The 14,494-nt window shown below is 67.3% G+C and carries 11 protein-coding genes, 1 tRNA gene and 1 pseudogene; 8 read left to right on the top strand and 5 right to left on the bottom strand.

Annotated features, from left to right (window positions below; genetic code table 11):
* The first annotated feature begins 3 nt into the window (after nucleotides 1-3).
* The 6 genes and pseudogenes from recF (at nucleotide 4) to ACP4E5_RS23450 (ending at nucleotide 7,618) form a co-directional block, all read left to right on the top strand.
* Complete coding sequence (gene recF / locus ACP4E5_RS23425; protein ID WP_425831730.1) at nucleotides 4-1,128, top strand: DNA replication/repair protein RecF; 1,125 nt, start codon at nucleotides 4-6, stop codon at nucleotides 1,126-1,128.
* Nucleotides 1,125-1,685 (top strand): DciA family protein, encoded by a 561-nt coding sequence (locus tag ACP4E5_RS23430; protein ID WP_425831732.1) that lies wholly within the window; start codon nucleotides 1,125-1,127, stop codon nucleotides 1,683-1,685. Before recF ends, ACP4E5_RS23430 begins: the two co-directional genes overlap by 4 nt.
* Before the next feature lie 299 nt (nucleotides 1,686-1,984).
* Nucleotides 1,985-4,033 (top strand): DNA topoisomerase (ATP-hydrolyzing) subunit B, encoded by a 2,049-nt coding sequence (gyrB, locus tag ACP4E5_RS23435; RefSeq protein ID WP_425831734.1) that lies wholly within the window; start codon nucleotides 1,985-1,987, stop codon nucleotides 4,031-4,033.
* 41 nt (nucleotides 4,034-4,074) lie between these two features.
* Nucleotides 4,075-6,702: a DNA gyrase subunit A gene (gyrA, locus tag ACP4E5_RS23440; RefSeq protein ID WP_425831736.1), complete on the top strand. Its 2,628-nt coding sequence runs from the start codon at nucleotides 4,075-4,077 to the stop codon at nucleotides 6,700-6,702.
* A gap of 18 nt (nucleotides 6,703-6,720) precedes the next feature.
* Nucleotides 6,721-7,409, top strand: a pseudogene (locus tag ACP4E5_RS23445) (DUF3566 domain-containing protein).
* Between the two features lie 132 nt (nucleotides 7,410-7,541).
* Nucleotides 7,542-7,618 (top strand) — tRNA-Ile (locus ACP4E5_RS23450).
* Nucleotides 7,619-7,673: 55 nt separating this feature from the next.
* Here ACP4E5_RS23450 and ACP4E5_RS23455 read toward each other — a convergent pair.
* From ACP4E5_RS23455 to ACP4E5_RS23475, 5 genes are read right to left on the bottom strand one after another with little or no spacing between them, the layout of a single operon-like run.
* On the bottom strand, nucleotides 7,674-8,831 hold the full coding sequence (locus tag ACP4E5_RS23455; RefSeq protein WP_483030247.1) for a tyrosine-type recombinase/integrase: 1,158 nt from the start codon (nucleotides 8,829-8,831) through the stop codon (nucleotides 7,674-7,676).
* Nucleotides 8,831-9,016, bottom strand: a complete 186-nt coding sequence (locus tag ACP4E5_RS23460) for a helix-turn-helix domain-containing protein (RefSeq protein WP_425831740.1) — start codon at nucleotides 9,014-9,016, stop codon at nucleotides 8,831-8,833. Before ACP4E5_RS23460 ends, ACP4E5_RS23455 begins: the two co-directional genes overlap by 1 nt.
* Nucleotides 9,013-10,407, bottom strand: a complete 1,395-nt coding sequence (gene repSA, locus ACP4E5_RS23465) for a replication initiator protein RepSA (protein ID WP_425841598.1) — start codon at nucleotides 10,405-10,407, stop codon at nucleotides 9,013-9,015. The genes ACP4E5_RS23460 and repSA overlap by 4 nt, the downstream gene beginning before the upstream one ends.
* A gap of 35 nt (nucleotides 10,408-10,442) precedes the next feature.
* On the bottom strand, nucleotides 10,443-11,198 hold the full coding sequence (locus ACP4E5_RS23470) for a hypothetical protein (RefSeq protein ID WP_425831742.1): 756 nt from the start codon (nucleotides 11,196-11,198) through the stop codon (nucleotides 10,443-10,445).
* Nucleotides 11,195-11,665, bottom strand: coding sequence for a hypothetical protein (locus ACP4E5_RS23475; protein WP_425831744.1), 471 nt, complete (start codon nucleotides 11,663-11,665; stop codon nucleotides 11,195-11,197). Before ACP4E5_RS23475 ends, ACP4E5_RS23470 begins: the two co-directional genes overlap by 4 nt.
* Before the next feature lie 272 nt (nucleotides 11,666-11,937).
* On the opposite strand from ACP4E5_RS23475, the gene ACP4E5_RS23480 reads away from it, so the two are divergent.
* On the top strand, nucleotides 11,938-12,777 hold the full coding sequence (locus ACP4E5_RS23480) for a GntR family transcriptional regulator (protein ID WP_425831746.1): 840 nt from the start codon (nucleotides 11,938-11,940) through the stop codon (nucleotides 12,775-12,777).
* 11 nt (nucleotides 12,778-12,788) lie between these two features.
* Nucleotides 12,789-13,292 carry a nucleoside deaminase gene (locus ACP4E5_RS23485; RefSeq protein ID WP_425831748.1) on the top strand — a complete coding sequence of 168 codons (504 nt, stop codon included), beginning with the start codon at nucleotides 12,789-12,791 and terminating at the stop codon, nucleotides 13,290-13,292.
* The last annotated feature ends 1,202 nt before the right edge of the window (nucleotides 13,293-14,494 follow it).

Here is a 14,494-nt window from a genome sequence, read left to right on the forward strand (position 1 = left end):
ACCATGCACGTCACGCATCTGTCGCTGGCCGACTTCCGCTCGTACGCCCGGGCCGAGGTCCCTCTCGACCCGGGCGTCACCGCGTTCGTGGGTCCGAACGGGCAGGGCAAGACGAACATCGTCGAGGCCGTCGGCTACCTCGCCACGCTCGGCAGCCACCGCGTCTCCTCGGACGCTCCGCTGGTGCGCATGGGCGCCGAGCGCGCCGTGATCCGGGCGCAGGTACGGCAGGGCGAGCGTCAGCAGCTCGTCGAGCTGGAGCTGAACCCGGGCAAGGCGAACCGCGCCAGGATCAACAGGTCCTCGCAGGTCAAGCCGCGTGACGTGCTGGGGATCGTACGGACGGTGCTGTTCGCGCCCGAGGACCTGGCCCTGGTGAAGGGCGACCCCGGTGAGCGCCGGCGGTTCCTCGACGAGCTGATCACCGCCCGCTCGCCCCGGATGGCGGGCGTGCGCTCCGATTACGACCGTGTCCTGAAGCAGCGCAACACGCTCCTGAAGTCCGCGGCGCTCGCGCGGCGGCACGGCGGGCGCTCGATGGACCTGTCCACGCTCGACGTGTGGGACCAGCACCTCGCGCGCGCGGGCGCGGAACTCCTCGCGCAGCGGCTCGACCTGATCGCGACGCTGCAGCCGCTGGCCGACAAGGCGTACGAACAGCTGGCGCCCGGCGGCGGGCCGATCGCCCTGGAGTACAAGCCCTCGTCCCCCGAAATCGTCGGGCACGCGCGCGAGGAGCTCTACGAGCAGCTCCTCGCCGCCCTCGAAGGGGCGCGCAAGCAGGAGATCGAGCGGGGCGTCACGCTGGTCGGCCCGCACCGCGACGAACTGGTCCTCAAGCTCGGCCAGTTGCCCGCCAAGGGCTACGCGAGCCACGGAGAGTCCTGGTCGTACGCGCTGGCGCTGCGGCTGGCCTCGTACGACCTGCTGAGCGCCGAGGGGAACGAGCCGGTGCTCGTCCTCGACGACGTATTCGCCGAGCTGGACGCGCGCCGCAGGGAGCGCCTGGCGGAGCTCGTGGCGCCCGGTGAGCAGGTTCTCGTCACGGCCGCCGTCGACGACGACGTACCGGGCGTGCTGGCAGGCACCCGCTACGCGGTGTCGGACGGAACGGTGGAGCGACTGTGAGCGCCGGAGAATCCCCCGAAGGTGCGAAGGGCCCGCGGGAACCAAAAGGCGATCCCGAGCCTTCTGGTGTCGACCTGGCCCGCGTCGCCCTGCGTGCGGCGAAAGAGGCGGCACGCGCGCGTGGTGACTCCGCGCAGCAGAAGAAGCAGGCGCGGCGCGGCGGCGGTCTGCGGTCCGGGGCGCGCTCCGACGGCCGGGACCCGATGGGGCTCGGCTCCGCCATCAACCGGTTGATCACCGAGCGCGGCTGGGAGACCCCGGCGGCGGTCGGCGGCGTCATGGGGCGCTGGCCGCAGATCGTCGGCGAGGACCTCGCCAAGCACTGTGTGCCGCAGACGTACGACGAGGACGAGCGCGTCCTGGTGGTGCAGTGCGACTCGACGGCTTGGGCGACGCAGGTGCGGATGCTGGCTCCGCAGCTGGTCAGGCGGTTGAACGAGGACCTCGGGCACGGAGCCGTGCGGCGCATCGACATCAAGAATCCCGGCGGCGGCCCGCGCCGCTACGGCCCCTTGCGAGCCCCCGGAAGCACGGGTCCCGGCGACACCTACGGGTGAGCGATCGGCCGCCGTAGCTGGTGGTTCACACCCCGAAGCGCTGAGTGCCACTGTGAGCCACTCGGAGCCCCGGACCGCATAGGGGGAGTCGGCCGAGACCGGTTGAGGGCGGCACATGCGGACTCAGGCACCGCCAAACCCCCATCTATGTCCGGGCTACCGGTACACTGGGAGACAATCCCGCCCCACTTGTGGGACGCACCGAGCAACGCTGATCAGGGCTTACCGAACAAACACGCCGCAGCCGCTCCGGCCACCAACCGGGAGCTTGGCTTGTGCTGTGCCAGAAAGGGCGCTTCGTGGCCGATTCCGGCAACCCCAACGAGAACATCCCGTCCACCGACGCCGAAGAGCACGTCGGGGCCACAGAGGCCTCGTACGACGCCAGTGCGATCACCGTCCTCGAAGGGCTGGACGCGGTCCGCAAGCGACCCGGCATGTACATCGGCTCGACCGGTGAGCGTGGCCTTCACCACATGGTGCAGGAGGTCGTGGACAACTCCGTCGACGAGGCGCTGGCCGGCCACGCGGACACGATCGACGTCACGATCCTGTCCGACGGCGGCGTCCGCGTCGTCGACAACGGCCGCGGCATCCCCGTGGGCATCATCCCCTCCGAGGGCAAGCCCGCCGTCGAGGTCGTCCTCACCGTCCTGCACGCGGGCGGCAAGTTCGGAGGCGGCGGTTACGCCGTCTCCGGTGGTCTGCACGGCGTGGGCGTCTCCGTCGTGAACGCGCTGTCCACGAAGGTCTCCGTGGAGATCAGGACCGAGGGCCACCGCTGGACGCAGGAGTACAAGGCCGGCGTTCCGACGGCGCCGCTGGCGAAGCACGAGGCCACCGAGGAGACCGGTACCGCGGTCACCTTCTGGGCCGACGGCGACATCTTCGAGACCACCGAGTACTCCTTCGAGACGCTGTCGCGGCGCTTCCAGGAAATGGCCTTCCTCAACAAGGGCCTGAAGATCAACCTCACGGACGAGCGCGACATCGCGAAGGCCACGGCGGGCGCGGACACGAACGAGGCGGGCGACGACACCGCCTTCGAGCCGCGTTCGGTGTCGTACCACTACGAAGGCGGCATCGTCGACTTCGTGAAGTACCTCAACTCCCGCAAGGGCGAGGTCGTTCACCCCTCCGTGATCGACATCGAGGCCGAGGACAAGGAGAAGCTCCTTTCCATCGAGGTCGCGATGCAGTGGAACTCGAGCTACAGCGAGGGCGTCTACTCCTTCGCCAACGTCATCCACACGCATGAGGGCGGCACCCACGAAGAGGGCTTCCGTGCCGCGCTGACCGGCCTCATCAACCGGTACGCGCGCGACAAGAAGCTGCTGCGCGAGAAGGACGACAACCTCACGGGCGACGACATTCGCGAGGGTCTCACCGCGATCATCTCGATCAAGCTGAGCGAGCCGCAGTTCGAGGGCCAGACCAAGACCAAGCTGGGCAACACCGAGGCGAAGACGTTCGTCCAGAAGGTCGTCTACGAGCACCTCCAGGACTGGCTCGACCGGAACCCCGTCGAGGCCACGGACATCATCCGCAAGTCCATCCAGGCGGCCACCGCGCGCGTGGCGGCCCGCAAGGCGCGCGATCTGACGCGCCGCAAGGGCCTGCTGGAGTCGGCGTCGCTGCCGGGCAAGCTGTCCGACTGCCAGTCGAACGACCCCACCAAGTGCGAGATCTTCATCGTCGAGGGTGACTCCGCCGGCGGTTCGGCCAAGTCCGGCCGAAACCCGCAGTACCAGGCGATCCTCCCGATCCGAGGAAAGATCCTCAACGTCGAGAAGGCGCGGATCGACAAGATCCTGCAGAACCAGGAGATCCAGGCGCTGATCTCGGCCTTCGGCACCGGAGTCCACGAGGACTTCGACATCGAGAAGCTTCGCTATCACAAGATCATCCTGATGGCGGACGCCGACGTCGACGGCCAGCACATCAACACCCTGCTGCTGACGTTCCTGTTCCGCTTCATGCGGCCGCTCGTCGAAGCCGGCCACGTGTTCCTGTCGCGCCCGCCGCTCTACAAGATCAAGTGGGGTCGTGACGACTTCGAGTACGCGTACTCGGACCGTGAGCGCGACGCCCTGATCGAGATGGGCAGGCAGGCGGGCAAGCGGATCCGCGACGACTCGGTCCAGCGCTTCAAGGGTCTCGGCGAGATGAACGCCGAGGAGCTGCGCATCACGACCATGGACCAGGAGCACCGCGTGCTCGGCCAGGTCACCCTGGACGACGCCGCCCAGGCCGACGACCTGTTCTCGGTCCTCATGGGCGAGGACGTCGAGGCACGCCGCTCGTTCATCCAGCGCAACGCCAAGGACGTCCGCTTCCTCGACATCTGAGTCGGTCTCAGCTGACCGCGCAGAAAGGATCTTGACCAGCAATGGCCGACGAGAACACCCCCACGCCGCCTCCTTCGGAGAACGAGGACGGCAGCGCCATCGCGATGCGCATCGAGCCCGTCGGGCTCGAGACGGAGATGCAGCGCTCCTACCTGGACTACGCGATGTCCGTCATCGTGTCCCGCGCGCTGCCCGACGTACGCGACGGCCTCAAGCCCGTACACCGCCGTGTCCTGTACGCCATGTACGACGGCGGCTACCGGCCCGAGAAGGGCTTCTACAAGTGCGCCCGCGTCGTCGGCGACGTCATGGGCAACTACCACCCGCACGGCGACTCCTCGATCTACGACGCCCTGGTCCGCCTGGCCCAGTCGTGGTCGATGCGCATGCCGCTGGTGGACTCCAACGGAAACTTCGGCTCCCCGGGCAACGACCCCGCCGCCGCCATGCGCTACACCGAGTGCAAGATGGCGCCGCTGTCCATGGAGATGGTCCGTGACATCGACGAGGAGACCGTCGACTTCACGGACAACTACGACGGCCGCTCCCAGGAGCCGACCGTCCTGCCGGCCCGCTTCCCGAACCTGCTGATCAACGGCTCGGCCGGTATCGCGGTCGGCATGGCGACCAACATCCCGCCGCACAACCTGCGCGAGGTCGCCGCCGGCGCCCAGTGGTGCCTGGAGAACCCGGAGGCCTCGCACGAGGAGCTCCTGGACGCCCTCATCGAGCGCATCAAGGGCCCCGACTTCCCGACCGGCGCCCTCGTCGTGGGCCGCAAGGGCATCGAGGAGGCGTACCGCACCGGCCGCGGCTCCATCACGATGCGCGCGGTCGTCGCGGTCGAGGAGATCCAGAACCGCCAGTGCCTGGTCGTCACGGAACTGCCCTACCAGGTCAACCCGGACAACCTCGCCCAGAAGATCGCCGACCTCGTGAAGGACGGCAAGGTCGGCGGCATCGCGGACGTCCGTGACGAGACGTCGTCCCGTACGGGCCAGCGCCTGGTCATCGTCCTGAAGCGGGACGCGGTCGCCAAGGTCGTGCTGAACAACCTGTACAAGCACACCGACCTGCAGACGAACTTCGGCGCCAACATGCTGGCGCTGGTCGACGGCGTCCCGCGCACGCTGTCGCTCGACGCGTTCATCCGGCACTGGGTGGCGCACCAGATCGAGGTCATCGTCCGCCGGACGAAGTTCCGCCTGCGCAAGGCCGAGGAGCGCGCCCACATCCTGCGCGGCCTCCTGAAGGCCCTGGACGCCATCGACGAGGTCATCGCGCTCATCCGGCGCAGTGACACCGTCGACGTCGCGCGCGGGGGCCTCATGGAGCTCCTGGAGATCGACGAGATCCAGGCGAACGCCATCCTCGAGATGCAGCTGCGCCGACTGGCCGCCCTGGAGCGCCAGAAGATCGTCCAGGAGCACGACGAACTCCAGCAGAAGATCGACGAGTACAACGCGATCCTGGCCTCGCCCGAGCGGCAGCGGCAGATCGTCAGCTCGGAGCTGCAGCAGATCGTCGACAAGTTCGGCGACGACCGCCGCACCAAGCTGGTGCCCTTCGAAGGCGACATGTCCGTCGAGGACCTCATCGCCGAAGAGGACATCGTCGTCACCATCTCGCGCGGTGGTTACGTCAAGCGCACCAAGACCGACGACTACCGCTCCCAGAAGCGGGGCGGCAAGGGCGTGCGCGGCACGAAGCTCAAGGAAGACGACATCGTCGACCACTTCTTCGTGTCGACGACGCACCACTGGCTGCTCTTCTTCACCAACAAGGGACGCGTCTACCGCGCGAAGGCGTACGAACTCCCGGACGCCGGGCGGGACGCGCGCGGCCAGCACGTCGCGAACCTGCTCGCCTTCCAGCCCGACGAGGCGATCGCCGAGATCCTCGCGATCCGCGACTACGAGGCGGTGCCCTACCTGGTGCTCGCCACGAAGGCGGGCCTCGTCAAGAAGACGCCTCTGAAGGACTACGACTCGCCGCGTTCCGGCGGTGTCATCGCCATCAACCTCCGCGAGGCGGCGGACGGTTCGGACGACGAGCTGATCGGCGCCGAGCTGGTCTCCGCCGAGGACGACCTGCTGCTCATCAGTAAGAAGGCGCAGTCCATCCGCTTCACCGCCACGGACGACGCACTGCGTCCCATGGGGCGTGCCACGTCGGGCGTCAAGGGCATGAGCTTCCGCGAGGGAGACGAACTGCTCTCGATGAATGTCGTGCGTGCCGGTACGTTCGTGTTCACCGCCACCGATGGTGGGTACGCAAAGCGGACCAACGTGGACGAGTACCGCGTCCAGGGTCGCGGTGGCCTCGGTATCAAGGCCGCCAGGATCGTGGAGGACCGCGGAGAGCTCGTCGGCGCCCTGGTGGTCGAGGAGACCGATGAGATCCTCGCCATCACGCTGTCCGGCGGTGTGATTCGTACGCGAGTCAACGAGGTCAGGGAGACAGGCCGTGACACCATGGGCGTCCAACTGATCAACCTGGGCAAGCGCGATGCCGTCGTCGGCATCGCTCGTAACGCCGAGGCCGGCCGTGAGGCGGAGGAAGTCGACGGTGACGTCCCGCAGGACGCGGACGGTACCGAGATCGACGATTCCACCGCGGGCGAGACGGCCGTCGAAACGGACGAGGGCGGAGCGTCCTCGGCCGAGTAGCGCGAGGAGTGAGTCATCGTGAGCGGAGCCACGGGCGCAGGCTCTACCGGCACATCCACCGGTACGGATACTGAGAGCGGCCGTGGCTCCGCTCACGACGTCGACGACGTCAAAGGCTCTACCGACTCGACTGACTCGAACGAGTCTCATGGATCCCGGGGGGAACTGTGACGGACACCCGAGGTCCGCAGACCCAGCAGTACGCGGCCGATGGCGGCGGCGCCCTGCCGGGCGAGAGGCCGCAGCAGCCGGCCCAGCCGTATCACCCGCCGCAGGCGTACCAGAACGCGCCGGACGCGGTCCGCAGGCCGCGCACCGGGGCGCGCACCACCCCGCGTACGCGCAAGGCTCGTCTGCGGGTCGCCAAGGCGGATCCGTGGTCGGTGATGAAGGTCAGCTTCCTGCTCTCCATCGCGCTCGGCATCTGCACGATCATCGCGGCCGCCGTGCTGTGGATGGTCATGGACGCCATGGGTGTCTTCTCCACGGTCGGCGGCACGATCTCCGAGGCCACGGGCTCGAACGAGTCCAACGGCTTCGACCTGCAGTCGTTCCTGTCGCTGCCGCGCGTTCTGATGTTCACGACGGTCATCGCCGTCATCGACGTCGTACTGGCCACGGCCCTGGCGACGCTCGGCGCGTTCATCTACAACCTCTCCGCGGGCTTCGTCGGCGGCATCGAGCTCACGCTCGCCGAGGACGAGTGACCGTTCCCCCCGGCCTCCTGAGGCCGTAAAGACCCGCTGGTGGGCGGGCCAGGACTATCGATTTTGGGACTGGCCCCCCAGTGCGCTAATCTTCAGGAGTCAGCGCGCGGGACACACACCGCAGAGCGCGGCGGGGCTATAGCTCAGTTGGTTAGAGCGCATCCCTGATAAGGATGAGGCCACAGGTTCAAATCCTGTTAGCCCCACCAGCTTAAAGACCCCCAACCGATCATGGTTGGGGGTCTTTGACATCTACGACTGACATCAGCCGATGAGTGGATCTTCCAGCAGCTCCGCGAGCATCGCGACCGCTTCCCGCTCGTCAGAGGCGACCACGTGGGTATAGACGTCCATGGTCATGCTGATCTGGCTGTGCCGCAGGATCGCTTGCGCCACCTTGGGGTGGATCTTCAGGAAGGCGAGCAGGGTCCCGCAGGTGTGCCGGGCAAGTCGGACCGTGAGCCGGCGGACACCAGCCCGCTTCACGAGGCGCCCGAAGCTTCGCGAGAACCCATTGGGATCGATCATGCCGCCGTGCTCGGACGAGAAGATCAGGTCTTGGCCCGGCGCCTGCTTCCAGTGGTCACCAGCGATCTTCCGTTCCAGCTCTTGAAGCTCCCGACGTTCTTCGAGCGCGCGGGCGCAAAACTCCGGCAGGGGAAGCACCGCTTGTGAGGACTCGGTCTTGAGGTCCTTAAGGATCAGCCCTTTGCCCTTCTCGCGCTGCACTTGCTTGATCGGCTCGAACTGCCGAGCCTCGAAGTCGATGTCCTGCCAGCGCAGGCCCAGCAGTTCACTTCGGCGCAGTCCGAGAACGAGCACGAGGACACAGGCCGCATACAGTCGATGAGCCCGAGCCGTCCGCAGGAACGTGATCGCCTCCTGCGCGCTCCATGCCCTGCCCTTGTCTTTGCTGACCTTGGGCATGTCGACGAGCAGGGCGACGTTCCGGATCAGCAGTTCCTCGCGGACAGCGCGGTTCAGGGCGTTCCGGAGCGTTCGCAGGACCTCGAAGCGGGTCGCTGCGCCAACCTTCTCGCGGGTCAGCGTGGCCATGAACGCCCGGATCTGTGCCGGGGTGAGCTTGGTCAACGGCTTCTTGCCGAGGTGCGGCACGAGGTACAGCCTGACCTTGGATTCGTACTTGTCGTACGTGTTGTACTCGCGCTCTGGCTTCACGATGTACTCAAGCCAGTAGGCCAGCCACTCCCCGAGGTTCCAGGTTTTGGCCGGGACGGGTACGCCGTTGCGCTCCTGCTCTTGAAGCTTGGCCAGCTTCTCTGACGTCTCGTCATATGTGACGCCGTAGACGTACTTCCGGACGCGGTTGCCGTCGGTGTCGGTCACGTAGGCGGCCCCCTGGTAGCGGCCATCCTTCCGCTTAGTGATCGTTCCCCCACCATTGGGGCGACGCTTGGCCATCAGGCAGCCCTCTCGTATTCGAGTCGCGAAGCCAGGTACGCGCGCACGCTGTCAGCCGGGATGCGACGGTTCCGGCCGATCGTGAGTGAGGACAGGCGGTGCGTACGGATCAGGTCGTAGACGGTCGTTCGACCGACCTTGAGCCAGGCCATGACCTCAGGGACGGTCAGCAGTTCGTCACTCATGACCACACCTCCATGTCGTCGAGGTCGGGCAGGTCGGCGCGCGCTTCGCGTGCTGTCTCGCGGTTCAGTTGGAGGTCGCGAGCGATGGACTGGGCGAGCCAGGATTCGCCGGGGGTGTGCCCGTGTCCGGCGTACGTCCAGTGCGCGAGTACGAGCGTGGAGCCGTCCGCGTCGTCGAGGTCCTCAGAGCAGCCCCGTTCGCGGCGTTCTTCGCGGGCGCGGTAGTCGGCGCGGGTCTGGCGGAGTTCGCCGAGGGTGGTCGAGTAGCGGCGGGACTTGGTGGAGAAGTGACCACGGAAGCCGAGCATGTGAGCCCAGCGCGTCAGCATCCGCTCCGGGTACGCGTCGTCGAGGTCCCAGCAGGCTTCAATCAGGCGTCGGGTGTGCGCGGGCAGGCCCGGCAGCCCATCCAGCTCGGACAGTTCCCCGATCCGGCGGTCCACGGTGCCGGTGGTCTCGGCGGCCTTGGTGGCGTACTTGGCGACGTAGGAGGCCACCGCCTGTTCGGTCAGTTCCTCGTGTCCGAGGGCGCCGATCGGCTGCACGTCGATCTGCCGCCCCCACCGCAGCGAGCGAGCCGGGAAGACGCCGCCGGCGGGCGGTATCGGGACCGTGACGCGAGCAGCCGCCGCGCGGATTGCCTCGTCCAGGAGCGCGAGCGTGGCCCACGCGGGCGGGGGCGAGTCGGGACCTTCAGGCCCGTCGAAGCGGACCACAGCGTGGAAGTGGATGGCGCCACGCTTCTGGAACTCTGCGACCTTGCCGAAGGAGACCCGGCACGCCTCTTTCAGGGCGGATTGGGTCAGGCCCGCGCGGGTGGCGATCTCACGGCGCAGGTAGATCGTGAACCGGCGCCACAGCTCCCCGACATGGTTGTTCCACAGCACCGCGCCCGCGTAGTCGTAGGAGGCGGGATCGAGCGCCGTGCCGAGCGCGGGGTCATGCTCGGCGTGGGAGCTCCCGCAGCGGCAGCGACCGGAGTCGGGCCGGTTGTGAACCGGGCCGAACGAAGGGGCCGTCAGCGTCGCGAAGACCCGAGGGTGATCGCGCACTGTGGCAGGCACGGACTTGCCGCCAGTGATCCCGGAACGGATCAGGTGGTAGGTGTCCCCCGCATAGGTCCAGGCGCAGGACGGGCAGCGCGAGGCACGGCGGTTGCCGCAGGCGACGCGGAGGCAGCCGCCCGGTTCGTTCTCGGTCGAGTACGAGTAGTCGTCCAGGACAGCCCCGGTCTGCGCGTCGCGGACAACCTTGAAGCCTTGCAGGCGGATCGGGTTCGAGCAGCCGCCGGTACGCCGGATCTGTTCACGCCACCGCTCGAAGCCGGGATCGTTTGCGACGCGCAGGAAGTCGGCCAGGGTGATCGGGTCGGTGCCCACAGCCGCCGCCATGTCGGTGACGGCAGCCGGCGCCACGGGGAAGTGGGTCACTCGCCCACCGCCCGCAGGGAGACGATCGGCGCGGGCATGTACGGTTCCGCGCTCATCACGAGGTGATCGAGGCTGGCCATGTAGCAGCCGGTCAGTGGAGCCGTGCCCAGCCGGCGCAGGTGCAGCACCGGGGCCAGGGACGGGATCATGCCGTCCACAGGTGTGGAGACCAACAGGTCGTCGTCGGCGCGCAGGACGTCGGCGACGAGTCCGGCGTGGGTGGCGAGTTGGATGCCGGGCCGGTCGGCCAGGGCGACGAGCGCGTCGGCGATCTGCGGAGCGCGGCCGGTCAGTGTCTCGGGTATCACGATCCGGACCCGCGCCCCGGCAGCCGCCTTCTCTCCGATCAGGTCGGGCAGGTCGGTGACCACGTGGGCGAGGAAGACCAGGTTCGCCACGGCGAGATCCAGCGTCATCGCCGCCGAGGCGAGCACGTCGCGCCACAGGTCCATGGGGACCGTGGACCGGGTGGAGTAGGAGGCGACGACCTCAGCCTGAGGAGCGACCGCCGAGCGACGGCGCTGCCCCATGGCGGGCCACAGGTGGTACGGGTCGGCGTGCAGGAAGGAGGCAGCGGCGTGCGCGTGCCGGGCATGCGGAGTGCGGCCCAGGGACAGCCAGCGTTCCGCGCTCTTCACGTCGATGCCGACGTGTTCGGCCAGGGCCTCAGTCGTGACGTTCGCGGCGATCATCGCGCCCCGCAGCCGCTCGTTACCCGAGGAGGTCTGCGTACGGTCCAGGGTCGTCGTCATGCCGCCACCGCCACCCCAGTTCCGTGCGCGGGACAGGCTTGGCGCGTGAGGAAGCCGGGCACCGTCGCGGTCACCCACCCCGAGCCCTGACACGGGCAGTGGTCGATGATCGGGCGGGGCGGGGTGACGAGCTGTTCGCGTGTGACCGCACGAGGGCGGATGCTCTCAAAGCTGCGCCACAAGGTCAGCGCTGCGTCCATCGCCCATGACAGACGCCACCCAGCGGGGAAACGAGACTCGTGATCGGCCACAAGCTCCGGCGTTGCCAATCCCAGGGTGCGCATCCAGATGAATCCGCCCAAGCGCCGCGCCGACTCATCCAGCTCGACGCCCAGCCGCTCTACTCCCTGTGCGGCGGAGACCCGCAGTTCACCGAGAGGCACGACCGGACGGGCGTACCGATCGGAGGCGTAGAGAGCCGCCGTCAGTTGATCGCGAGTCAGGCACGTCAGGTCGAAGGCGATCATTGCGCCCCCCGACCGCTCATTCCCAGAGACCTCAGCGCGGTCGAGGAGCGCCGGAGCCAAGGCCAGAGGTCGCGAGGGGCTCAGCGTCACATGCATCATGGAACTTCCCTTCGTGGGAATCAGGGGCGACGCGCTTGCTTGGCGGTAGGAGCGTCGCCCCGCTTCAGATCTTCGTGAGTTTGCCCACAAACCCACGATGTCGAAAGTAGCGACTCAGGTAGTGGGGCGCAAGGGTTTGCCCACAAACTGGCAAACCTGGGAGGATGGTTGGCATGGAACCGCGACGCACCACGGTTGAACCGCCGATCCACCTGAAGATCGCCGATGACATCCGTCTGATGATCGAGAGTGGCGAACTCGCCCCGGGCGACTCGCTGCCGACGTTGAGCGACATCTGTGCGCGATGGCAGTGCTCAACGAATTCGGCGCGTGGGGCCATCTCGCTTCTCAGGTCGCAGGGTCTGATCACCGGTGGTCGCGGGAAGGCCCCCGTCGTACGTATCCCGCCCGGCAAGGTCATCCGATCGTCGGATCGGCATCAAGCGGAGAAGGACTTGGCGTACCGCCCTGAGGGGGAGCGGTCCAAGGTCGGTGAGGCCGAGACGAACTTGGGGATGTCGATCGAGAACCAGCAGTTCTCGACTCGGTACGAGGTCGTGCCGGCGGGTGACGAGATCGCCGAACTCTTCGGAATCGCGCCCACGGACGAGGTTCTACAACGTCGCTTCGTAGCGACCAACGAGAGGACTGGGCATCTCCTCTCGTACAGCACGTCGTACATCCCCAAGACCTTGGTGGAGTCGAACCCAGCTCTACTGGACGAGAACAACGAACCGTGGCCCGGCGGCACGCAACATCAACTCTCAACTGTGGGCATCGAGATCATGTGCATGGTTGATCAGGTCACAGCCCGCATGCCGACAACGGCGGAGGCCCAACAATGGGGACTGCCCGATGGTGTCCCGCTGATCATCTGTCGTCGCATCTCCCTGGATGCCGATGACCACAATGTCGAGATTTCCGATGCCACCTACCCCGCCGACCGTACGGAACTTCGGTTCGTAACCCCGCTGGAACCGTGGCCTCAGAAGCCGACACCAATCAAGGCGTAGGAAGGTCAAGCATGACCACCCTGAACGACGTTGATCAGAAGTTCCTGAAGCGAGCGATCTCAATCTCCCGCCATGCGCTGGAAGACGAGGGCAAGACGCCTTTCGGGGCGATCGTCGTGGTGGACGGAGTGATCGTCGGTGAGGGGACAAGCAGTGTCGTAGAACTCCGCGACCCAACAGCACACGCAGAGATCATGGCGCTACGGCACTCTGGCGAGAAGCTGCAACGGCACCTGTTCGAGGACGGCGTGATGTACGCCAGTAGTGAGCCGTGCCCGATGTGCCTGGCAGCGTGCTACTGGGCCCGTATCCCCAGGCTTGTGTTCGGTGCCACCAGCCAAGACGTAGCGAAATGGGGGTTCGAAGACCTCTGGTTCTACCGGGAGTTGGCGACGCCGACGACCCAACGAACCTTGCGTGAGGAGACGGCCGAAGGTGAGCTACACGAAGAAGCCGTCAGTGCCCTCGAAGCGTGGGCCGACAAGCTCCCCGAGCCGGTAGTGCCCAAGCTCTGACTTGCCGCGTACTCAGAGCTGTTACAGGTTTCACTACCTCATCAAGGCCCGCGCACTGCGCGGGCGCGCGCCGCTCCAGGCGCGGCCCGCCTCCATGTCTCCGCCACCGGCTGGCCGCGCCACGCGGCGCGCTCGCGTACAAGCGGGCGAGGGTGGGAGAACCCGCCATGGCCACGGTCAAAGACGATGCCTCCGGCGGGGGCGCTCCGGCACCGGGGGCAGGGGGCGCCGCTGTCGGCCGGCGGGTCCGCGGGTGGTTGCGTGAAAGGCTCCCATCCCGTCCACCGTCGACCCAGGCAAAGCCGAGCAGACGTGGCCCCTGGTGTCCAGGTCGTTCGTACAGTGGCGCGCTCCACCTGGACACCAGGGGCCACGCCCGCTCCACATTCGTGTGGGTCGACGGCGGACGGGATGGGAGCTGAGGAAAGTGGTGGGTGAAGGGAGATCGTAGACTCCGGGCTGTGCCCGCCCTCCAAGACAAACTCAAGCGCGCCTTTTGGTCCATAGATCGGATGCTCGGCGGACAGCAGCCACCGACTCGATCCCAGCGCTTCGCCGCTCGCCACCCAATCGGCATCGGCGTATGTACCGGTGTACCAATCGCGCTCCTCTGTGTGGCGGCCACACTCGGGGATCATGAATCGTTGGGCGAGGCGTTGATCGCGGGCGGCTTGGGCGCAGCCCTGGGGGCCGTCTTCGGGCTGACGGCCTTGGGAGAGCGCTACAGGCAGCGCCGTCTCCAACGTCTAGGCATCTGGAGCGCTCCCAGCGATCGACGGGGTGGAGGCTAGGGCTAGGTCCTGTCCGGGCGATCACCAGCGGACGCGGCAACGCTTGTCAAGACCGCATGGAGCGGTTGACACCAGCGGTTGACACCAACAAGTGCGAACAGCGGCGGTCGACGCTGGACCTCCGGGGACGATCGACCGAGGCGCAGAGCCGGTTGGCCGACGTCGCCGACTCCCGGTGATCGACCTGATAAGGATGAGGCCACAGGTTCAAATCCTGTTAGCCCCACACATCACGAGGACCCTCAAGCGGAAACGCTTGGGGGTCTTCTGCTGTATGCGGCGCGGGGCGGGATGGTGCTGTGGCGGCGCGGGCGCGGTGCGGGCGGACATGCCGATGGGCCCTCGCAGCCGTAGGGGATGGCTGGGGCCTCGTTCGACAGTCCTGCTCTTCTGTTGTGTCGCCGTGTTGTG

The organism is Streptomyces fractus, from assembly GCF_049844455.1.
Lineage (GTDB): Bacteria > Actinomycetota > Actinomycetes > Streptomycetales > Streptomycetaceae > Streptomyces > Streptomyces fractus.